The organism is Nocardioides baekrokdamisoli (assembly GCF_003945325.1).
Classification (GTDB): Bacteria; Actinomycetota; Actinomycetes; order Propionibacteriales; family Nocardioidaceae; genus Nocardioides; species Nocardioides baekrokdamisoli.
Window position 1 is genome coordinate 802,115 of the sequence record NZ_AP019307.1, and the last position, 19,836, is coordinate 821,950.

A 19,836-nucleotide genomic window follows, 5' to 3' on the forward strand; every position below is an offset into this window, starting at 1 on the left:
ATCAGCCGAGCGCCTTGGCCCAGCCAGCCGAGACCTGGTTGCCGATCGTGGTGTTCTGAGCCTCGTTCGGCAGCACCGGCGTACCCGTGACCACCGGCAGGGCGGCGAGCAGGGTCTTGTCGATCGTGCCCGCGGCGGTCATCGCAGCCTGCTGGACCGGGTGAGCACCACCCTTGAGGAAACCGTTCTGGCCCTCGACGCTGAAGAGGTACTCCTCCCACAGACGAGCGGCGGCCGGGTGCGGCGCATTCGCGTTGATCGCCTGGGCGTAGTAGCCCGCGAGGACCGGCGAGTCCGACGGAACGGCGACCTTCCACTGAACACCCTTGGCCGCGGTGTCCTTGCCGTACGAGGCGTTGAGGTAGTCCCAGAAGAGCAGGATCGGGGTGGCACCCGTCTCGACGGTCGACTCCGTGGCCTTGATCGGCTTGAAGATGCCGTCCTTCTTCAGCTTGCCGAAGTAGTCGATGCCGGGCTGGATGTTGTCGAGCGTGCCGCCCTTGGCGAGCGCGACGGCGGCGACACCCATGAGCGCCGCGTTGGCCTGGCTCGGGTCGTCCTTGAGTGCGACCATGCCCTTGTACATCGGGTTGTCCAGCTGCTTGAACGACGTCGGGCAGACCGAGACCCGCTTGGCATCACAACCGATGGACATCACGCCGCCGTAGTCGTTGAACCAGTTCCCGTTGGGGTCCTTGGCGGCGGCCGGGATGTCGTTCCAGGTGGCGACCTGGTACGGAGCGAAATCGCCCTCCTTGGTCCCGGAGTAGGCGAACGGCATGCCGACGTCCACGACGTCCGGCGCACGGTCCTGGCCCTTGAGGGTCTTGATCGCCGTGATCTCGTCCGCCGAGCTGCCGTCCGGGTTCGAGTCGTTGATCTTGATGCCGTACTTCTTGGTGAAGTTGTCCATCAGCTCGCCGTAGTTCGCCCAGTTGCGCGGCAGCGTGATGACGTTGAGGGAGCCTTCCTTCTTGGCCGCCGCGATGAGGGCATCCATGCCACCGCCTGCGGTGGCCGAGGTGGCGCTCGCCCACGCGCCGCCGTTCGCAGCGCTGGACGAGTTCGAGGACGAGTTGTTGGTCGAGCCACAGGCGGCAAGCGACACGGCGAGGGTGCCACCGAGGGCCGCGACGCCGATGCGGCGAACGTTGATTACGCGCACTTCATCTCCATTGATTGGGTCCGGAGCGTTGGCGCAAGGGGGCATCCGCGGCGTCCGTACAACTTGGCTAAACAGGTGGGAGCCTGTCGGCCGGAAGTGAACCGCTCGTGAATCACCGAGGCTGCGAACCTGAACAGTCTGGGCGGGATTTGCGACTAAATGCCGCCTGAATACCTGTGCTGGCGACTCTGGAGACGCCCCAACACTTGTTCAGACAAGCATTGGAAGTTCAGCGGTCGAGCCCAGGATGTGCGAGTGCGGGTACGCCCCGAGTTGCTCGGCGCTGAATGCGCCGGTGGTCACACCGACCACGAAACCGGCACCGGCGTTCCACCCGGCACCCAGGTCGTTCGGGGTGTCACCGGCCGTCAGCACCCGGCGTACGTCCTGGACGCCCGTGGCTTCCATCGCCCGGAAGATCATGTACGGTGCAGGACGACTCGCGGCGACGAGGTCGCTGGTCACCAGCACGTCGATCTCGCGACCGACCTTCCAACCGACGGCATCCAGGATCAGGTTCGCGACCTCGACGTCGTACCCGGTCTGCAGTGCGACCTTCACGCCCTTCGATCGCAGCTGTGCCAGAGCCTCCGGCACACCGTCGATCGGGGTCGGCGGCGTCGCGACGTACGCAGCGACGAGCCGGTCATGGAAATCGCCGTACACGGCGGCCACACGGTCGGGCGACACATCCGATCCGACCGCGCGCAGGATGCCGACCAACGCCTCGTCCTTGGCAGTGCCCTTCCAGGCCGCCATCACATCCGCCGGCACCGGGTGCCCGATCGCGGCGGCCGCCGTCTCCTCGAGCATCTTGTAGACGATCTCGTTCTCGTTGATCGTCGTACCGGCCATGTCGAGGGCGACCAGGTCGAAGGCGTTCACGAACTCTCCTTGAGGATGCGCAGGTCGGAGACCATGCCGAGGCTGCTGGGTCGGGTGTTGTCGATGGTGAAGGTGACCCGGTCGGGCCGATAGCGATCGTCCGCATACTCGAGAGGTGCACCTTCGGCCGTGGTCGCACGGCGTCGCTCGCGCAGCAGCGGGACGCCCACCTCGATCTCGAGCAACTCCGAGTCGAGCTCATCCGCCGGGAGCGCATCTATCGTGTGGCGAGCTCCGTGCAGATCGACCCCGCACTTGGTGAGCTGGGCATAGATGGAGCCGCGGTCAGGGTCGAAGTCGAACAGCAGTCGACCGACGGGCTCGATGTACGAAGCACGCTCCAGCATCACCGGCTCGTCGTCGAGGTAGCGCACCCGAAGGACTTCGATCACCGGCTCACCGGGCTCGAGGTCCAACGCCGCCGCCGCATCGGGCGACGCCCCGCGCCGCGCGATCTCGATGGTCCGCTGGCCCGGCCGACGTCCCATCGCCTCGACCCAGGCGCTGAACGACAACAAGCTCTCGAACGGTTGACCGAGCGCGGTCCCCCGTACGACCGGAGGCCGTCCCTGCCCACCCGCGATCAGACCCTCTCGACGCAACGACTGCAGGGCAGCGCGTACGGTCCCCCGCGAAGCGCCGTAACGCTGGACGAGCTGCGCCTCCGACGGCAAGGACTCGCCCTCGGCGAGGCCACCGCTCGCGATCTGATCGCGGAGGTCGGCAGCAACCTGGACATGCAGCGGGACGGACACGCGGCGACTCTAGCAACTTGGTCAGACAGGTTGGGGTGGCGCGGATTCGCCGATGTGGTGAACGGCCGATGAACGGCCATCTGCTCCGGTGAATCCTCCCCGAACTTGTCTATGCAAGTTGCTCCGCACTGTTGACTCCCCCGGGCAGGCGTCACCACGATGTGCCCGTGACCACCCCGGGAAATCCTGATCTGATCATCGTCGGAGCCGGCATCGTCGGCCTCGCCCATGCCTATGAGGCACACCGGCGGGGCATGAAGGTCATGGTCCTGGAACGCGACGAACGCGCCGTCGGCGCCTCGGTCCGCAACTTCGGCCATGTGTGCACGACCGGACAGTCCGGACAGGGCCTTGAATACGCACGCGAAGCTCGCGAACGGTGGCTCGGCCTGAGCGATCCGGCGGGTTTCGCGGTGGTGCAACAGGGCACGGTCGTCGTCGCGCGTACAAGCGACGAACTCGCCGTTCTGGAGGAGTTCGCCGACGTGCGAGGCCGGGACGAAGCCACCCCACTCAGCCTCGCGCAGGTCGAACAGCGGATCGGGTGGCTGCCACCCGGCACGGTCGGCGGCGCCCACCTCCCCCTCGACCTCCGCGTCGATCCTCGGGCAGCTGTTCCGGCCCTCGCCGCCTGGCTGCAGAGCCAAGGAGTCGAGATCCGCTTCGGGGTCAACGCCGGGCAGATCGCCGACGGCACCGTGCTCACGTCGGTCGGCACGTTCGAAGCGCCACTCATCATCCATTGTGTGGGCCACGACGTCGACCGGTTGTTCCCCACCATCGCCGAGAAGTATCAGATCCGTCGGTGCCGGCTGCAGATGTTCGAGGTCGCTCCCCCCGTGGCCGAGCCGATCGGCCCGGCGGTCCTCACCGGCACGTCACTCCTGCGATACGGAGGTTTCACGGGGATGCCGAGCGCGGAACAGGTGCGGGCGGCGTTCACCAACGACCAGCCGGAACTGCTCGAGATCGGTCTCAATCTGATGCTCACCCAGCGTCCGGACGGCTCAGTGGTGCTCGGCGACAGTCACCACTACGAGCGTACGAACCCACCGTTCGACGACGAGTCGGTCGCCTCGATCCTGCTGCGCGAGGGCGAGCGGCTGTTCGGCCGCCCGATCACCGTGCGCAAACGTTGGCGCGGCGTGTACGCGAGCAGCAACCTGACCGACTTCCTGGTCGAGCCCGTGGACGCGCGTACGCACGTCGTGTCGGTCACGTCGGGCATCGGCATGACGACCGCCCTCGGCCTCGCTCCGGCCGCGCTGGACCGGATCCTCGGCTGACCTGCGGTCAGACCGGAATCAACGCCCAGACGTCGAGGTCCAGGAGGATCCCATCGGCGTACTTGCCGTCCTCGCCCCGCAGCGTCATCGACTCGTCGCGGCCCTTGCGCGCGACCAGACGCAGTCGGATCGCGCCGACGCCCGGCGCGGAGGTCTCGGCCTTGTCCAGGACCTCGGACCACGCGTACACGGTGTCACCGGCGAACGCAGGAGCCACGTGAGCTCCGGCGTTGATCGCGGAGATCAGCTGCGCGTTGGCCAGACCGTTGAAAGAGAGTGCGCGGGCCATCGAGATGATGTGGCCGCCGTAGATGAGGCGGTTGCCGTCGGGACGCGCCTCGGTGTTGAAGTGCACCTTGGCGGTGTTCTGCCACAGACGGGTCGCGAGCATGTGCTCGGGGTCGGTGAGCGTGACACCGTCGACGTGATCGATCTTCTCGCCGATCTCGTAGTCCCCGAAGCGGTGCGGCTCACCGGCGGCGGTGAAGTCGTACCCGGTGAAGTTGAGCGTGTCCGGAATGATCAGGTCGCCGGCCGCAACGGTCTTCGCGAGCTCCGGGATGACCTCGGTCGGTGCCGGCGAGCCCGCGTCACGCTTGTGCACCATGACCCAGCGGCACCACTCCAGGGCCGTCTCACCGTGCTGGTTGACGGCGGTGGAGCGTACGTACACGACACCCGACTTGCCGTTGGAGTTCTGCTTGAGCCCGATCACCTCGGAGCTCGTCGACAGGGTGTCGCCCGGGACCACGGGCTGGTGGAACCGGCACTCGGCGTAACCGAGGTTGGCGACCGCATTGAGCGAGATGTCCGGGACGGTCTTGCCGAAGGCGATGTGGAAGGCGATGAGGTCTTCGACCGGCGCCGGCTTCAAGCCGACGTTCGCAGCGAACTCAGCCGACGACGGGATCGAGAAGCGCGACGGGTACAGCGCGGTGTAGAGCGCGCGGTCGCCTTCGGTGACCGTACGCGGGGTCGCGTGCCGGATCACCTGGCCGATGGTGAAGTCCTCGAAGAAGTTGCCCGGGTTCGTCTTGCTCACGGGCCACCATCCTAGGGCGCGTCAGCCGGACTTGCGGCGGTGCATCCGACGCTGCTGGCCGACCACCTCGGAGCCGTGAGCCTTCTCCTTGGCCTCGGCACCCTGATTGGTCGCGCCGCCACCGGACTTCTTCTTGTCCAGCGCTTCGCGCATCTTTGCTTTGAGGTCGTCGTTGTCAGCCATCACGCTCCACCGTAGCCCACCTCGGCGTGCCCTGCCGGGTCACACGCGACGCTGCGCAGCACCTCGAGACCCGTGGCGTCGTCCTTGTGGGCGACTGCCACGTCCCAGAAGTAGGCGGACGACATCGCCTCACTGAGCTGTCCGGACCGGGCGATCAGGTTGGCGACCTTGTCGGGTCCGAGCAGGCGACCACCGTTGTCCCAGAGGACCGCGTCCTCGTAGCCCTGGTCCAGCAGACGCTCCCAGACACTCACGAGCGGCAACTCAGGCGTCGCAAGTGACGTCGCCAGCGCCTCGAACTCGAAGAAGATGACCGGTCGCGAGGCCTTGAACGTCTCCGCCATCGCAGGTACGAGCAGCACGTCGTACCCGTCGGTGTCGGTCTTGATCAGACGTACCTGCTGCAGCCGGGGGTTGCGTTCCAGCAGTTCATCGGTGCTGATCGACGGCGGCCCGGAGCCCTCGGCGGCCGGGACCAGGTTGCTCGAGCCGACGTCGGCGTGGTTGATCTCGAAGCCACCTCGATAGCCCGGCGGCACCAGCGCGTACGGCTCCACGGCGACGTCGTCGCGCCCGGCGACGTTCATGTCGAGGTACTTCTGCCAGGCCGGATCGGCTTCGACGCAGACCACGTACGCAGGTACCGCGGAGAGCACGCCGAGCGCGCTGTCACCAACGTTGCCGCCGACGTCGAGGAGCGTGAGAGTCGATTCCAGGTCGTACAGACCTCTCGCCAACTCCACCAGGTTGAGGTTGTAGACCGAGTCGCCCGACGTCAGGTACGGCAGCAGGTGGTGCCGCGGCATCACGATGTCGACGCCGTGGATCCTTCGCGTGACCGGGACGTCCGGCCGCCGCCGATCGACCTCGAAGCGGGCTCTCGCCGCGATGTGCAGCAGGAAGGACAGGGGTCGATTGTTGCGCATGCTTCTCCCTCCGAAGCACGGCTACGCCAGCAGAGCGAAACCGTCTCCGCACCCCCGAGCGGGCGCGCGTCTCATCCACCCCTCCACAGGTGAATGTGATGCTGTCCGCCCCTCCACAGGCAGACGACCAACCCGGCTAGGCGTTGGCTGAGCGCAACCCTAGTCGGAGGCAATCCGGCCGCACCACCGACACGCGATCAGACGGAGCTACACCCCGCCGTACCCGAGGTCGCGTGCCGTCTGCTTGGCCTCCTCGGTCACCGGGATCGCCACGACCGCCGTGCCGTACGCGCAGATCTCGGTCCAGACGTCGCCCATCTCGGAAGTGTCGAAGCGCATCGCGACGACCGCGTTGCCGCCCTTGGCGCGCGCTTCGTCGAGCATGCGACCCATGACCTCGAGACGCGAGTTGGACAGGTTGGTGGTCATCCCCTTGATCTCGCCGCCGACGAGCGACTTGAAGCCGGCGCCGATCTGGGAGAACGCATTGCGGGAGCGGACGGTGAGCCCGAAGACCTCGCCGCACACCTTCTTGATTTCCCAGCCGGGCAGGTCATTCGTGGTCACTACGAGCATGTCGCCACCGTAGCCGCCGGCGAGGCGGGCGTCGACGGCTCAGACCCGGCGGAACTTGAGGGCTCCGGTCGGGCACTGACCGACCTGTTCCTCGATCCGCTCGGCCGGCGCTGCCTCGGGATGGATCCACGGCCTCTCGGTCGGGTTGAAGACCTTGTTGAGCTGCGTCCAGCACCGGGTGGAGTGCTGGCAGAAATCGGGTCGCCACTCGACCACGAAGCCGTCCCCGGCGTACTCCTTGGCCTCGGCCTCGCCCGTGCGCTCGACGAACGTACGCACGGTGACCTGCCCCTCGAGGAGCCGGGAGATCGGGCAGTTCGCGGCCACCTCTCTCAGGGTCACCTGCTGGTCGGCGGTCAGTGGCGACGTGAACACGATGTCGCGATCCAGGGTCGTCACGGTCTCGCCGTCCTTGAGGGCGGTGAAGTAGTTGACGGCGACCCCGATCGACGGGACGTCCCAGCCGACCTTCTCGATGTGCATCCGCAACGTGATCAGGGTGCAGGTGGCCAGGGAGGACAGCAGCAGCGTGAACGGATCCGGCCCGACGTCGTGGCCGCCGTTCTTCGGCGGCTCGTCCGCGATGAACTCGCCGTTGCGCCAGTGCACGGTGGTGGAGTACGCGGCCTCGCCGATCTCGGCGCGTACGGGTTCGTTCATCCGGTAGTGCATGTCATACCTCCGTCGCCATCGTTGCGGGCGGCTGCTGGGAAGGCAACGAAGTGGTTGGGCAAATCTGCACCAGGTTCGAACACGTGTTCGTTTTTGTCGGTATTGAGCGGTAAAATGTTGGCAATGAAGGAGGTCGACGACATGTCCACACCCGATGCCCACCCGGTGCTCGCGTGCGTGCGCTCTGTCCGAGCCGCTCTGGTCGACGTCGCCGATCTCGACCCGACCTTCATGCCCACGCGCGACAAAGCTGCCGCATTGCTCGCGATCGGTGAGGCACTTGCCGCGGCCAATGCGCTCCAGGCGCGACTACTCGCCTCGGCACACGAGCTGGCCCTCGACGCCGGCACCCGGGACGTCGCAGCCTGGTTGGCCTCGACCGCTCACGCGGACCACGGGTCCCTGAGGCGGACGATGGAGTTGGGACGGCGCCTTGAAGCCGCCCCGATCGTGTCGGCTGCGTTCGCGGAGGGCCGGATCGACGCCCAGAAGGCTGACATCATCCTGCGGACGTTGGAGGAGTTGCCGGAGGAGACCCCCAGGAGCCTGCGCGACCAGGCCGAGGCCGAACTGGTACGCCGCGCCCCGGATTTCTCCCCGAAGGCGCTCGCCCGACTGGCCCGCCACCTTGAGGCCGTCGTCGATCCGGACGGCGCCGATGCGGCTGAAGGCAGAGCCCTGCTCCGCGAGGAACGATCCGCCTGGGACAAGACATCGCTGCGGATCACGCCTCGGTTCGACGGCACCGCGCGGATCAACGGGGTGATCCCGGAGGAAGCTGCACACCGTCTCAGGACGTACCTCGAGGCGTACACCCAACCTCGGAAGCTCGAGGGCGAGGTCGTACGCACCGATCAGCGAATGGGGCGCGCCTTCTGCGACCTGGTGGAGCGCATCGACCCCGCTGGACTCCCCCGGCACGGCGGCGATACGACCACGGTGATGATCACCGTCCCGCTGGACGACCTGCGCGCCGAACTGGGCACCGCCGCGATCGGTGGCCTCGATTCCGAAGGTCGTCTCAGCGCAGCCGAAGCGCGCCGCCTGGCTTGCACCGCCGACATCATCCCGGCCGTCCTCGGTTCCCGGTCCCAGATCCTCGACCTCGGGCGTACGCAACGCCTCTTCTCGCCAGCACAACGAAAGGCCCTGCGGACGCGCTTCACGACCTGCCAGGTCGAAGGCTGCGACGTACCCTCGACCTGGTGCGATGCCCATCACGAGGACCCGTGGTCGTCTGGTGGCCGCACCGATCTCCGGAACGCTCTGCTCGTCTGTGGTCACCACCACCGCCGACTGCACGACAGCCGCTACTCATCGACCAGGTCGGTCGATCAGGTCATCGTGCGGCTGCGTAGGTGAAGCCGTCGCCTGGTCCGATCATTGCGGGGCAAGCAGGTACGGCAGTCGCCGTGTCAGAAAGGCTCTGGGGAACTCGTCGCGAAGCCGCCAGAGGCCGGCGTCGATGACGAAATGCGCCATCACGGCACCGAGGTAGCCACCGAACAACCAGCGGTCGAGGCCGCTCGTTCCGGAGTGGAGGTGGGAGGCCTGATTGAGCACAAGGCCCAGCACCACCGCGATGTTCAAGCAGATCAGGACCCCGACCTGTGCGGGCACCGTCTCCGTCGGTGCACCGGCGATCAGGCCCACCAGCAGGAGGTACTGCATCCCGTGGGCGATGGTCAGGCCGGCAACCGCCGCGTAGGGGGATTCGAACAGGAACGCGGGAAGGAAGAACGCGAGGCTCGTCCCGTAGATGATCAGAAACATCGCCGGTCGATCGCTTCGCGGGCGCCTGACAGCGGCCGTCGCTCCCACCAGAACAGCACTGACAAAGGCACCCGCCCCGCACGCAGCCACCGCCTGCAGCGCCGGGTGCAGCCAGGAGTCGAAGACCCCGTGCCGATCGATCTGGAGCAGCGCCGGGTGTGCGACCAGCCAACCGACGCCACCGATTCCGGCCACGGTCAGAGCCGCTCGTTCGATTCCAGTGAGACGAGCCGCGCCCAGAGATCTGGCTGCTAGCGCCGAAATACCCAGGTTCTGCTTCTGGAAGTGGAAGAACTGCCAGGCGAAGTAGCCGGACAGTACCCACGTCATCGCCTCGGTTGAAGCGATCGCGGCGATCATCGCCGTCACGACGACGAGCGCCAACGGGATCCAGTAGTAGCGCCACGGATGTCCGCGCATGTGGGTTCGCACATCGGCGACGGTGTAGAACCACGCCGTCGCTCCCACATGAACCGACGAACCCACGAACAGCAGCCACACCAACGCCGTCGGCGGCGACGAATGGATCGAAGGGGCCAAGGACACCGCGAGGACCAAGGGTCCGACGGTCAGAAGAAGGGTGGCGAGCAGCCAGATCGTCCGGAGCGACCGGGCTGAGCCCGGGGCGACCGCGTACGGGTCAGCCGCCGCCACATCCACCCGCTGCGCTGGCCGACGATCCCAACACCACGGCCCCGGTCGTGATCGCGACGCCACACGTGACGACGACCCAGACCCAGGTGCGTGACCACCACGGGCGCCTGAACGGGGCGTAGGGGACGTCGTACGACGTTGTGTCCGCTTGCTCCAGCATCGCTGCCCCCGTCTTCGGCGGCGCCTCCGTGGCGCTTCTCCGCGACTCTACAACCGGCGCCGTACCCACGAGCGGGATCACGACCTCGACACTCGCCGGCGGCCCAACAGACGATGCCCCGCCACCACACCGGGTGACGGGGCATCGATCAAGCCGAATTACGGCCGCCCCAAAGGGCGGCGGGACTTCGTCGCTCAGCGCGACCGCCCGCGCAAGCGCGGCCGGTCGACCTCGCTCCTCAGCCCTTGGCTGCGTACTCCTTGAGGAGCGCGCGACCGATGATCATCTTCTGGATGTCGGAGGTGCCCTCACCGATGAGCATGAACTTGACCTCGCGCATCAGGCGCTCGATCTCGTACTCCTTGGAGTAGCCGTAGCCACCGTGGATACGGAACGAGTCCTCGACGACCTCGTTGGCGTACTCCGACGCGAGCATCTTGGCCATGCCGGCCTCGACGTCCATGCGCTTTCCGGTGTCCTTGAGGCGGGCGGCACGGACCATCATCGTGTGGATGGTCTCGACCTTGGTGGCCATCTCCGCGAGGCGGAAGAGTACGGCCTGGTGCTCAGCGATCTGCTTGCCGAAGGTCTTGCGCTGCTGGGCGTACGCGACGCCGAGCTCGAAGCCACGGATCGCCAGGCCGCACGCGCGGGCAGCGACGTTGACCCGACCGACCTCGACGCCATCCATCATCTGGAAGAAGCCCTTGCCGGGGACGCCGCCGAGGATCTGGTCGGCACCCAGGCGGTGGTCCTCGAGGACCAGCTCGGTGGTCTCGACGCCCTTGTAACCCATCTTGTCGATCTTGCCCGGGACGGTGACGCCCTGAGCGGTCTGGCCGAAGCCGGCCTCTTTCTCGACGAGGAAGGTGGTCATGTTCTTGTAGACCGAGTCAGCACCCTCGTCGGTCTTGGTGAGCACGGCGACCAGCGTCGAGGAGGCACCGTTCGTCAGCCACATCTTCTGACCGGTGATCGAGTACGAACCGTCCTCGAGCTTGGTGCCCTTGGTGGAGACGGCCGAGACATCCGAGCCGAGACCCGGCTCCGACATCGAGAAGGCGCCACGGACCTCGCCGGTCGCCATCCGCGGAAGGTACTTCTCCTTCTGCTCCTGGGTGCCGTGCTGCATCAGCAGGTACGCGACGATGAAGTGCGTGTTGATGACGCCGGAGACGCTCATCCAGCCGCGAGCGATCTCCTCGACGACCAGGGCGTACGTCAGCAGTGACTCCCCCAGACCGCCGAACTCCTCCGGGATGGTCAGGCCGAAGACGCCGAGCTCCTTGAGTCCGTCGACGATCTCCTGCGGGTAGGTGTCGGAGTGCTCAAGCTCCTGGGCGACCGGGATGATCTTGTCCTCAACGAACTGGTGGACGGTGTTGAGGATCTCCTGCTGGATGTCAGTCAGGCCATCGGTCTGGGCAAGGCGAGCCATCTGGTTCCCTTCGATCTGTGTCAATCTGGGGGCGGCAGCCCCCTGCGGGCACGGCATGAAGCACTGAGAAAAGTCTGTGCTCACGCGGGCCGCTAGCCGTCTGACCTTACCGCATCACTAGACTCAACCGACGGTTCGGACGAGGCAGGAGGTGCGTAATGAGCACCACACCGACGCGTGTCTACGTAGCGCGACTCATCGGCCTTCCCATCTTTGACCCGCAAGGCGATCAGGTCGCGAAGGTGCGCGATGTCGTCGTCTCGATGCGTACCGGCTCAGCTCCTCCGCGCGTCTTCGGCCTGGTGGCTGAGGTCTTCGGTCGACGCCGGATCTTCGTGCCCATGACGCGGGTGACCAGCATCGACAGCGGTCAGGTGTACACCACCGGCCTGCTCAACATGCGTCGCTTCGAGAAGCGCTCGACGGAGAAGCTGGTCATCGGCCAGATGTTCGACGCCCAGGTCTCGATCCGTGGCACCGAGACGACGGGTGCGGTGTACGACGTCGCGATGGAGCAGGCGCGTACCCGCGACTGGGTGCTCAGCCGAGTCGCCATCCAGGAGGGCTCCAAGGGCCTTCGCCGTCGAGGCCAGTCGCACGTGGTGTCCTGGACCGATGTCGTCGGCTTGACCGGAGTCGACTCCCCGACCCAGGGCACCACGCACCTGCTGCACACGATCGCCGAGATGAAGCCCGCGGACGCCGCCTCGCTGCTCGCCGAGTTGCCGGCCGAGCGACGCCAGCAGGTCGCAGCCGCCCTCGACGACGAGACCCTGGCCGAGGTCCTGGAAGAGCTCCCCGAGGACGACCAGGTCGAGATCCTCGCTCAGCTCGACTCCGAGCGAGCGGCCGACGTGCTCGAGGAGATGTCGCCGGACGACGCTGCCGACCTCATCGCCGACCTACCGCCCGAGAAGGCCGCGGCGCTCCTGGAACTGATGGAGCCCGACGAGGCCGAGGACGTGCGACGCCTGATGTCTTACGCCGAGAACACCGCCGGCGCCATGATGACGCCGGAGCCGGTGATCCTCGGACCGGACGCCACCGTCGCCGACGCGCTCGCGCACGTACGCAACCCCGACCTGACCCCCGCCCAGGCCGCTGCCGTGTACGTCTGCCGTCCTCCGCTCGAGGCACCGACCGGCAAGTTCCTGGGCATGGCGCACATCCAGCGTCTGCTCCGGGAGCCACCGTCCTCCCTGGTCGCCGGGGCGATCGACACATCGACGGACCCGCTGCGCCCGAGCGACTCGATCGACGTCGTCTCCGCACACCTGGCGACCTACAACTTGGTTGCAGCCGCCGTCGTGGACGAGGAAGGTCATCTCGTCGGCGCGGTCACCGTCGACGACCTCCTGGACCACCTGCTTCCGGAGAACTGGCGTGACCAGGCGATGGCGGTACGGGATCAGGCTGGACGGGAGGCGCGATGACCAAGGCACGTGCACGCCTCGACGCTCCCCGCGACCTGCGCCGCAAGGTGATGCGGGCTCCGACGATCGCACCCGACTTCTTCGGCAAGTTCTCCGAGGACTTCGCCCGCTACATGGGTACGGCCAGCTTCCTGCTCTGGATGACGCTCTTTGTGCTCGTGTACGTCGTGTGGAACACGCTGCTGCCCAAGAGCGAGCACTTCGACCCGTACTCCTTCACCTTCCTCACGCTGGTGCTCTCCCTGCAGGCCTCGTACGCGGCCCCCCTGATCCTGTTGGCCCAGAACCGCCAGGAGGCCCGTGACCGAGTGATCGCCGAACAGGATCGGCGCGTCAACGCGCAGGCTCAGGCCGACATGGAATTCCTCTCCCGCGAGATCGCCTCCCTCCGGATGGCGTTGCGCGAAGTGGCCACCCGCGACTTCGTACGCTCCGAGCTTCGGGGGTTGCTGGAGGACCTCGAGGAGCGCACTCCGACGGCCTCTGCGGGCGTGGTCGAGACCGTGAGTGAGGACCCCTCTCCTTCGAAGTAGGCTGGGGATCGTGAGCTCCCCCCTTCTTGAGCGTGTCCAGGCTGCCCTGGCGACCGTGAACGACCCCGAGATCAAGCGCCCGATCACCGATCTGGGCATGGTGCAGGACCTTGCGGTCAGCGAATCCGGCGAGGTCAGCGTCACGGTGTTGCTGACGGTCGCCGGTTGCCCGCTCAAGGACACCATCAACCGCGACGTCACGAACGCGGTCAAGGGCGTCGACGGCGTCACCGACTTCAAGCTCGAACTCGGCGTGATGACCGACGAGCAGCGCCTCGAGATGCGCAACGGCCTGACCGGCGGTGCTGCGCAGCGCGAGATCCCGTTCGCGCAGCCGGGTTCACTGACCAAGGTGTACGCCATCGCCTCCGGCAAGGGCGGCGTCGGCAAGTCCTCCCTCACGGTCAACCTCGCCGTGGCCTTCGCCAAGCAGGGACTCAAGGTCGGCATCGTCGACGCGGACATCTACGGTCACTCGATCCCGGCGATGCTCGGCATCGCGGACTCGCGTCCGACCCAGGTCGAGGACCTGATCATGCCGGTGCCCACCGCCTCAGGAGTCTCGGTCATCTCGATCGGCATGCTCAAGCCGCGGCGCGACCAGGTCGTGGCCTGGCGTGGACCGATGCTCGACCGCGCCCTGCGTCAGATGCTCGCGGACGTCTACTGGGGCGACCTCGACGTCCTCCTGCTCGACCTCCCGCCCGGCACCGGTGACATCGCGATCTCGCTGGGCCAGCACCTGCCGAACGCCGAAGTCGTCGTGGTCACGACCCCGCAGGAAGCTGCGGCGGAGGTCGCCGAGCGCGCCGGCACGATGGCCGAGATGATGCATCAGCGCGTGGCCGGCGTCATCGAGAACATGAGCTGGCTGACCCTTCCTGACGGCACCAGGATGGAGGTCTTCGGCACTGGCGGCGGCGAGCGCGTCGCGAAGACCCTGTCCGAACGGTTCGGCGCCACCATCCCGCTCCTGGGCCAGATCCCGCTCGACACCACCTTGCGCGAGGGCGGCGACGTCGGGAAGCCGATCGTCGAGAACGACCCGACCGCTGTTGCGGCGACGGTGATCACCCAGATCGCGGACAAGCTGTCGGGACGTGGTCGTGGACTCGCTGGACTGCAGCTCGGTCTGACGCCGTCCAACAAGCTCTGAACGCCGCACCCGCCGTCCTCACGCTCTAGTCTTCGGTCATGTTCTTCGGCATCGGCTTCCCCGAGCTGATGATCATTGCCTTCGTGGCGATGGTGGTCTTCGGCCCGGAGAAGCTCCCCGAGGTCGCTCGGCAGGCCGGCAGGGTCGTTCGCCAGTTGCGGACGTACGCGAATTCGGCACGCGACGAGTTGCGAGCCGAGCTGGGCCCGGCGTACGCCGATCTCGAGCTGCGCGACCTCGATCCGCGGGTCATCGCTCGCAAACATCTCGCCGAGGCGATGGCCGAATTGGATGCCGCCGAAGAGGCCGCCAAGTTCGCCGAGAGCAGGTTGAGCACCGGCGAAGTGCCTCCGTACGACGTCGACGCCACCTGACGGACACCCGCCTCCCCCAAGCCCGACACATCGGGCTCCGGCCCGAGAAACCTGTGATTTTCTAAGGCAACTCTTGGCAACCATGGGGGTGGGCAATGGGGTTGGACGAAGCATGGCTCGATGACGAGCCGCTCGACATTTCAGTGGTTCCGCGGACGTCTCCGCCGCTGATCAGCATCGCGGTCGAGGCCGGCGGACGTGGGCCACACACCGAGCTGGAGGTCTGGATCGGTCGGGTCGTGCAGGCGATCGTCGAGATCGTCGGCGGGGACCGACCGTTGACTCAAGCCGTGCGGTGGACGTCGCCGCAGGTCTACAAGCAGCTCGGGCGCAGGACGGCACACCTCGGCCGAGTCGGCGCCTACACGCCCGGTGTCGGCCGGGTGCAGCGCGTACGCCCGCGGGTGAGCGGCGTGCGGAGTTCAGCCAGCGCCGACGGGATCGTCGAAGCGGCGATCACCGTACGGACGGGCCCTCGCGCCAGGGCGGTGGCCGCCCGGTTCGAGCAGGCCGAGGATCGCTGGATCTGTACGGTCCTCGACTTCGGCGAGACGCCCGGACAGGCGCGCCCGATCAGCGCGCCCCAGGCGCTCCGTGACACTGCTTGAACTTCTTGCCTGAGCCGCACGGGCACGGCTGGTTGCGGCCGACGCCGGCGTACGGGTCCTCGACCTTGGTCTGCTTGACCTGAGCCTGGCCGTCCTCGGACGGCCCCGAGTACGACAGAGCCTGCTGCTTCGGCTCGGCGGAGAAACCCTTGGCCTGGGCCTTCGCCGACTGAGCCTTCACTGCCGGCGGCTCGGCGAAGGCACCCTCGTGCATCGGACCGTCGTGGCGCGTGCCATCGGCGTGGAAGTGGAACTCGGGAGCCTGAGCGGCCTCGACCTCGGCGGCCGACGGCGGAGCCGCGAAGGCCCCCTCATGCATCGGACCGTCGTGGCGCGTGCCGTCTGCGTGCCAATGATGTTCAGAAGCCTGGTGCTCGACGTCGCCCTCGGGCTGGCCGATCTGGACCTCGACGTTGAAGAGGAACCCGACGGTCTCCTCCTCGATCGAGTCCATCAGCGCGGAGAACATCTCATAACCCTCGCGCTGGTACTCCACCAGCGGGTCACGCTGGCTGTACGCCCGCAGGCCGATGCCCTCGCGGAGATAGTCCATCTCGTACAGGTGCTCGCGCCACTTCCGGTCAAGCACCGACAGCACGATCTGGCGCTCGAGGTCACGAGTGATCTCCGGGCCGTACTCCTCCTCGCGGCGGTCGTACGCAGCCTGTGCGTCGGCCTGCAGCGCGGTGATGATCTCGGAGCGGTCCAGGTTCGCCTGCTCCCCCGCATCAGCGACGAGATCCTCGTACGCGATGCCGACCGGCCAGAGCTGGCGCAGGTCGGACCACAGCTGCGACAGGTCCCACTCCTCGGCGAAGTCCTGCGTGCGTGCGGTGACCACACCGGCGACGACGCGGTCGATGAACGCCCGCACCTGGTCCTCGAGGTCAGCACCTTCCAGAACCTCGCGACGCTCGCCGTAGATCACCTTGCGCTGGCGGTCCATGACGTCGTCGTACTTGAGGATGTTCTTGCGGGACTCGAAGTTCTGTCCCTCGACCTGGCCCTGGGCCGAAGCGATGGCGCCGGTGACGCGCTTGTGCTCGATCGGGACGTCGTCCGGAACCTTGAGCATCACCAAGATGCGGTCCACCCACTCGGACTTGAACAGCCGCATCAGGTCGTCCTGGAGGGACAGGTAGAAGCGGGACTCGCCCGGGTCTCCCTGACGGCCGGAGCGACCACGCAGCTGGTTGTCGATGCGGCGCGACTCATGACGCTCGGTGCCGACGACGTACAGGCCTCCCAGCGCCTTGACCTCATCGTGCTCGGCGGCGACCTGGGCCTTGATGGCCTCGTGTGTCTCCTCCCACGCGGCGTCGTACGCGTCGGCGGTCTCGCCAGTGGGCTCCAGGCCACGCTTGCGCAGGGCCGCGTCGGCGAGGAACTCGGTCGAGCCACCGAGCATGATGTCGGTGCCTCGACCAGCCATGTTGGTGGCGACGGTGACCGCACCCTTGTGGCCGGCGAGAGCGACGATCTGCGCCTCGTCGGCATGGAACTTGGCGTTCAGGACGGTGTGCGGGATGCCCTTCTTCCGCAGCTGCTGCGAGAGGTACTCCGACTTCTCGACCGACACGGTGCCGACCAGGACCGGCTGGCCGGTGGCGTTCCGCTCGGCGATGTCGTCCACGACCGCGTCGTACTTCGCGACCTCGGTCCGGTAGACGAGGTCGGGCTGGTCATCGCGGACCATCGGCTTGTTCGTCGGGATCGGGACGACTCCGAGGCCGTAGATCTTGTCGAACTCGCTCGCCTCGGTCATGGCCGTACCGGTCATGCCGGACAACTTCTCGTAGAGCCGGAAGTAGTTCTGCAGCGTGACGGTGGCGAGCGTCTGGTACTCCTCGCGGACCTGCACGCCCTCTTTGGCCTCGATGGCCTGGTGCAGACCGTCGTTGTAGCGACGACCCGCCAGCAGACGGCCGGTGTGCTCGTCGACGATCAGGACCTCGCCGTCCTGGACGACGTACTCCTTGTCGCGGCGGAACAGCTCCTTGGCCTTGATGGAGTTGTTCATGAACGAGATCAGCGGCGTGTTGACCGCGTCGTAGAGGTTCTCGATGCCGAGCTGGTCCTCGACCTGGGTGATGCCACTCTCGAGGACCGCGACGGTCCGCTTCTTGTGGTCGACCTCGTAGTCGGCGGCGGCGATCTCGTCAGCGTGCTCACGCCGCTGCGGCTCACCCCAGCCGGTGATGTCGACGCCCTTCATCCGGGCCGCGATCTTGGAGAACTCGTCGTACCACTTGACGTCGTCCTCGGTGGGTCCGCTGATGATCAGCGGCGTACGCGCCTCGTCGATGAGGATCGAGTCGACCTCGTCGACGACGGAGAAGAAGTGTCCGCGCTGGACGCACTGGTCGATGGAGCCGGCCATGTTGTCACGCAGGTAGTCGAAGCCGAGTTCGTTGTTGGTGGCGTACGTGATGTCGCAGGCGTACGCCTCGCGGCGCTGCTCGGGCGTGAGGTCGGGCGTGATGACACCGACCGAGAGGCCGAGGAAGTGGTGGATGCGCCCCATCATCTCGGACTGGTACTTGGCGAGGTAGTCGTTGACGGTGACGACGTGGACGCCCTTGCCGGCGATCGCGTTGAGGTACGCCGGGAGCGTGGAGACGAGCGTCTTGCCCTCACCGGTCTTCATCTCGGCGATGTTGCCCAGGTGCAGTGCGGCGCCACCCATGATCTGGACGTCGTAGTGGCGCTGGCCGATGACCCGCTTGGCCGCCTCGCGGACGGTCGCGAACGCCTCCGGCATCAGGGCGTCGAGGCTCTCGCCGTTGGCGTACCGCTCCTTGAACTCCACGGTCATGTGCTGCAGTTCTTCGTCGGTCATCGCGACGAAGTCGGCCTCAATGGCATTGACGGTGGCGGAGATGCCTTCCAGCTGGCGAAGGATCTTGCCTTCGCCGAGGCGAAGGATCTTGTCGAGGACGGCCACAAGGCACCTTTTCACTGATTGCGCAGACAGAACGCGTTGGAGCGAGCGCGCCCACTCTACCCAGCGCTGGTGAGCGCAGCCGCAAGGTCGCCCTTCATGACCACCTCCACGTCGTGGAGCCCGAGCCAGCCGGCGAGTCGCCGCAACTCCCCCGCCAAGCGCACAGCGGTCTCGGCTGGCGCACCCGGTTCGGCGTACGCACCCTGCACCACCAGCGTCCGGCGTGGGCGGTCCGCCTTGAGGTCGACCCTGGCGACGATCGCGTCGTCCAGGAGGAAGGGCAGGACGTAGTAGCCGTGCTGCCGTTTGTGAGCCGGCGTGTAGATCTCGATGCGGTAGAAGAAGTCAAACAACGCCTCCGCGCGGTCCCGCTCCCACACCACTGGGTCGAACGGGCTCAGCAGCGTCGCGGCCCGGATGCGACGGGGCTGTTTCGCGTCGCGATACAGGTACGCGGTCCGTCGCCACCCCTCGACCTGGACCGGCTGCAACTCCCCGCTGTCTACCAGGTCATCGACCGCCGCCTGCGCATCCTTCAGCAGCGGCAACCGGAAGTAGTCACGGAGGTCCTGGACGGTGGCAACACCGTGACTGATCGCGGCCCGCCGGATCAGCTCCCGCTGCGCCTCAGCCGGCGACAGATGCGGCGCATCGAGGTGGACTGCCGGAATGACCCTCTCCGGCAGGTCGTACAGCACCTCGAACTGCCCGTTGCGTCCGGCGATGGCGAGCTCGCCGGTCATGTAGAGGAAGTCCAGCGCGATGCGGGCCTGGGACCAGTTCCAGCCCCAGTGCTCCTTGACGCGCGGTGTCGCGGCGCCCTCGATGCGCGCGGTCAGGTCGCGAGCCGTGGCGGCGCCGCTGTCGTCGATCTCGCGGATCAGATCGGCCCCGAGGTGGTGCGGCACGTCCTTCCACCACTTGTGCTGCTTGCGGCGATAGAACTCCCGCCGGTGCTCCATCACCGGCCACAGGTCCACCGGCATGTACGCCTGGACGTGGGCCCAGTACTCGACCAGGGTCCGCTGCGGACCACTGCTGGCGCGCGCGAGGAGACCGGTGTCGTACGGGCCGAGCCGGCTGTAGAGCGGCATCAGATGTGCCCGCTGCAGCACGTTGACCGAGTCGACCTGGAGGACACCCGTACGCGCAAGCGCACGCTGGAAGGTACGCATGGTGACCCGTGCGTGCGGTGGGTCGGCGAAACCTTGGGCGGCCAACGCGATCCGTCGGGCCTGCGGAAGGGACAGCGAGTCGAGCCTCACGGCATCTG

20 protein-coding genes are annotated in these 19,836 nt (G+C 67.0%); 7 read left to right on the top strand and 13 right to left on the bottom strand.

Features of this window, described 5'->3' with window-relative positions; genetic code table 11:
* Position 1 precedes the first annotated feature (1 nt).
* From KCTC_RS03840 to KCTC_RS03850, 3 genes are all read right to left on the bottom strand, one after another.
* The gene (locus tag KCTC_RS03840; RefSeq protein WP_197715242.1) at positions 2–1,165 is read right to left on the bottom strand and encodes an ABC transporter substrate-binding protein; all 1,164 of its coding nucleotides are present in this window, start codon (positions 1,163–1,165) and stop codon (positions 2–4) included.
* A gap of 210 nt (positions 1,166–1,375) precedes the next feature.
* A complete protein-coding gene (locus KCTC_RS03845; RefSeq protein WP_231998825.1) occupies positions 1,376–2,050 on the bottom strand; it encodes a phosphonatase-like hydrolase in 675 nt (224 codons plus the stop codon).
* Positions 2,047–2,805, bottom strand: coding sequence for a GntR family transcriptional regulator (locus KCTC_RS03850; protein ID WP_125566923.1), 759 nt, complete (start codon positions 2,803–2,805; stop codon positions 2,047–2,049). The genes KCTC_RS03845 and KCTC_RS03850 overlap by 4 nt, the downstream gene beginning before the upstream one ends.
* A gap of 167 nt (positions 2,806–2,972) precedes the next feature.
* Between KCTC_RS03850 and KCTC_RS03855 the strand changes: the two genes are divergently transcribed.
* The gene (locus tag KCTC_RS03855; protein WP_231998826.1) at positions 2,973–4,091 is read left to right on the top strand and encodes a TIGR03364 family FAD-dependent oxidoreductase; all 1,119 of its coding nucleotides are present in this window, start codon (positions 2,973–2,975) and stop codon (positions 4,089–4,091) included.
* Positions 4,092–4,098: 7 nt separating this feature from the next.
* On the opposite strand, the gene KCTC_RS03860 is transcribed toward KCTC_RS03855, so the two are convergent.
* The 5 genes from KCTC_RS03860 to KCTC_RS03875 form a co-directional block, all read right to left on the bottom strand.
* Entirely contained in the window at positions 4,099–5,133 is a 1,035-nt protein-coding gene (locus KCTC_RS03860; protein WP_125566925.1) for a MaoC family dehydratase, read from the bottom strand.
* 21 nt (positions 5,134–5,154) lie between these two features.
* On the bottom strand, positions 5,155–5,316 hold the full coding sequence (locus KCTC_RS14640; RefSeq protein ID WP_164512470.1) for a DUF5302 domain-containing protein: 162 nt from the start codon (positions 5,314–5,316) through the stop codon (positions 5,155–5,157).
* The gene (locus KCTC_RS03865; RefSeq protein WP_125566927.1) at positions 5,316–6,242 is read right to left on the bottom strand and encodes an FkbM family methyltransferase; all 927 of its coding nucleotides are present in this window, start codon (positions 6,240–6,242) and stop codon (positions 5,316–5,318) included. The genes KCTC_RS14640 and KCTC_RS03865 overlap by 1 nt, the downstream gene beginning before the upstream one ends.
* A gap of 207 nt (positions 6,243–6,449) precedes the next feature.
* Positions 6,450–6,818: a YbjQ family protein gene (locus KCTC_RS03870; RefSeq protein WP_125566929.1), complete on the bottom strand. Its 369-nt coding sequence runs from the start codon at positions 6,816–6,818 to the stop codon at positions 6,450–6,452.
* 39 nt (positions 6,819–6,857) lie between these two features.
* Positions 6,858–7,490, bottom strand: a complete 633-nt coding sequence (locus tag KCTC_RS03875) for a (4Fe-4S)-binding protein (RefSeq protein WP_125566931.1) — start codon at positions 7,488–7,490, stop codon at positions 6,858–6,860.
* Positions 7,491–7,613: 123 nt separating this feature from the next.
* Here KCTC_RS03875 and KCTC_RS03880 point away from each other — a divergent pair, with 123 nt between their 5' ends.
* The gene (locus KCTC_RS03880; RefSeq protein ID WP_164512471.1) at positions 7,614–8,852 is read left to right on the top strand and encodes an HNH endonuclease signature motif containing protein; all 1,239 of its coding nucleotides are present in this window, start codon (positions 7,614–7,616) and stop codon (positions 8,850–8,852) included.
* A gap of 18 nt (positions 8,853–8,870) precedes the next feature.
* Here KCTC_RS03880 and KCTC_RS03885 read toward each other — a convergent pair whose 3' ends face one another.
* The 3 genes from KCTC_RS03885 to KCTC_RS03890 form a co-directional block, all read right to left on the bottom strand.
* Positions 8,871–9,917, bottom strand: coding sequence for a hypothetical protein (locus KCTC_RS03885; RefSeq protein ID WP_125566935.1), 1,047 nt, complete (start codon positions 9,915–9,917; stop codon positions 8,871–8,873).
* A complete protein-coding gene (locus tag KCTC_RS14645) occupies positions 9,904–10,077 on the bottom strand; it encodes a hypothetical protein (protein WP_164512472.1) in 174 nt (57 codons plus the stop codon). Before KCTC_RS14645 ends, KCTC_RS03885 begins: the two co-directional genes overlap by 14 nt.
* Before the next feature lie 238 nt (positions 10,078–10,315).
* On the bottom strand, positions 10,316–11,515 hold the full coding sequence (locus KCTC_RS03890; protein WP_125566937.1) for an acyl-CoA dehydrogenase family protein: 1,200 nt from the start codon (positions 11,513–11,515) through the stop codon (positions 10,316–10,318).
* 158 nt (positions 11,516–11,673) lie between these two features.
* On the opposite strand from KCTC_RS03890, the gene KCTC_RS03895 reads away from it, so the two are divergent.
* The 5 genes from KCTC_RS03895 (at position 11,674) to KCTC_RS03915 (ending at position 15,619) form a co-directional block, all read left to right on the top strand.
* The gene (locus KCTC_RS03895; protein ID WP_125566939.1) at positions 11,674–12,948 is read left to right on the top strand and encodes a magnesium transporter MgtE N-terminal domain-containing protein; all 1,275 of its coding nucleotides are present in this window, start codon (positions 11,674–11,676) and stop codon (positions 12,946–12,948) included.
* The gene (locus tag KCTC_RS03900; protein ID WP_125566941.1) at positions 12,945–13,481 is read left to right on the top strand and encodes a DUF1003 domain-containing protein; all 537 of its coding nucleotides are present in this window, start codon (positions 12,945–12,947) and stop codon (positions 13,479–13,481) included. Before KCTC_RS03895 ends, KCTC_RS03900 begins: the two co-directional genes overlap by 4 nt.
* A gap of 10 nt (positions 13,482–13,491) precedes the next feature.
* Positions 13,492–14,637, top strand: coding sequence for an Mrp/NBP35 family ATP-binding protein (locus KCTC_RS03905; RefSeq protein WP_125566943.1), 1,146 nt, complete (start codon positions 13,492–13,494; stop codon positions 14,635–14,637).
* A 38-nt stretch (positions 14,638–14,675) separates the two neighbouring features.
* The gene (locus KCTC_RS03910) at positions 14,676–15,011 is read left to right on the top strand and encodes a sec-independent translocase (protein ID WP_125566945.1); all 336 of its coding nucleotides are present in this window, start codon (positions 14,676–14,678) and stop codon (positions 15,009–15,011) included.
* A 95-nt stretch (positions 15,012–15,106) separates the two neighbouring features.
* Positions 15,107–15,619, top strand: coding sequence for an Rv3235 family protein (locus tag KCTC_RS03915; protein ID WP_125566947.1), 513 nt, complete (start codon positions 15,107–15,109; stop codon positions 15,617–15,619).
* On the opposite strand, the gene secA is transcribed toward KCTC_RS03915, so the two are convergent.
* Both secA and KCTC_RS03925 read right to left on the bottom strand, forming a co-directional pair.
* The gene (gene secA, locus KCTC_RS03920) at positions 15,585–18,563 is read right to left on the bottom strand and encodes a preprotein translocase subunit SecA (RefSeq protein ID WP_125566949.1); all 2,979 of its coding nucleotides are present in this window, start codon (positions 18,561–18,563) and stop codon (positions 15,585–15,587) included. The two genes, KCTC_RS03915 and secA, sit on opposite strands and share 35 nt — an antisense overlap.
* Before the next feature lie 56 nt (positions 18,564–18,619).
* A complete protein-coding gene (locus KCTC_RS03925) occupies positions 18,620–19,828 on the bottom strand; it encodes a winged helix-turn-helix domain-containing protein (RefSeq protein ID WP_231998827.1) in 1,209 nt (402 codons plus the stop codon).
* Positions 19,829–19,836 lie beyond the last annotated feature (8 nt).

Coding starts and splice junctions, on each gene's coding strand:
- KCTC_RS14640 (WP_164512470.1), bottom strand. CDS start 5,316: ATGGCTGACAACGACGACCTCAAAGCAAAGATGCGCGAAGCGCTGGAC.
- KCTC_RS03865 (WP_125566927.1), bottom strand. CDS start 6,242: ATGCGCAACAATCGACCCCTGTCCTTCCTGCTGCACATCGCGGCGAGA.
- KCTC_RS03870 (WP_125566929.1), bottom strand. CDS start 6,818: ATGCTCGTAGTGACCACGAATGACCTGCCCGGCTGGGAAATCAAGAAG.
- KCTC_RS03875 (WP_125566931.1), bottom strand. CDS start 7,490: ATGCACTACCGGATGAACGAACCCGTACGCGCCGAGATCGGCGAGGCC.
- KCTC_RS03880 (WP_164512471.1), top strand. CDS start 7,614: ATGAAGGAGGTCGACGACATGTCCACACCCGATGCCCACCCGGTGCTC.
- KCTC_RS14645 (WP_164512472.1), bottom strand. CDS start 10,077: ATGCTGGAGCAAGCGGACACAACGTCGTACGACGTCCCCTACGCCCCG.
- KCTC_RS03890 (WP_125566937.1), bottom strand. CDS start 11,515: ATGGCTCGCCTTGCCCAGACCGATGGCCTGACTGACATCCAGCAGGAG.
- KCTC_RS03895 (WP_125566939.1), top strand. CDS start 11,674: ATGAGCACCACACCGACGCGTGTCTACGTAGCGCGACTCATCGGCCTT.
- KCTC_RS03900 (WP_125566941.1), top strand. CDS start 12,945: ATGACCAAGGCACGTGCACGCCTCGACGCTCCCCGCGACCTGCGCCGC.
- KCTC_RS03910 (WP_125566945.1), top strand. CDS start 14,676: ATGTTCTTCGGCATCGGCTTCCCCGAGCTGATGATCATTGCCTTCGTG.
- KCTC_RS03915 (WP_125566947.1), top strand. CDS start 15,107: ATGGGGTTGGACGAAGCATGGCTCGATGACGAGCCGCTCGACATTTCA.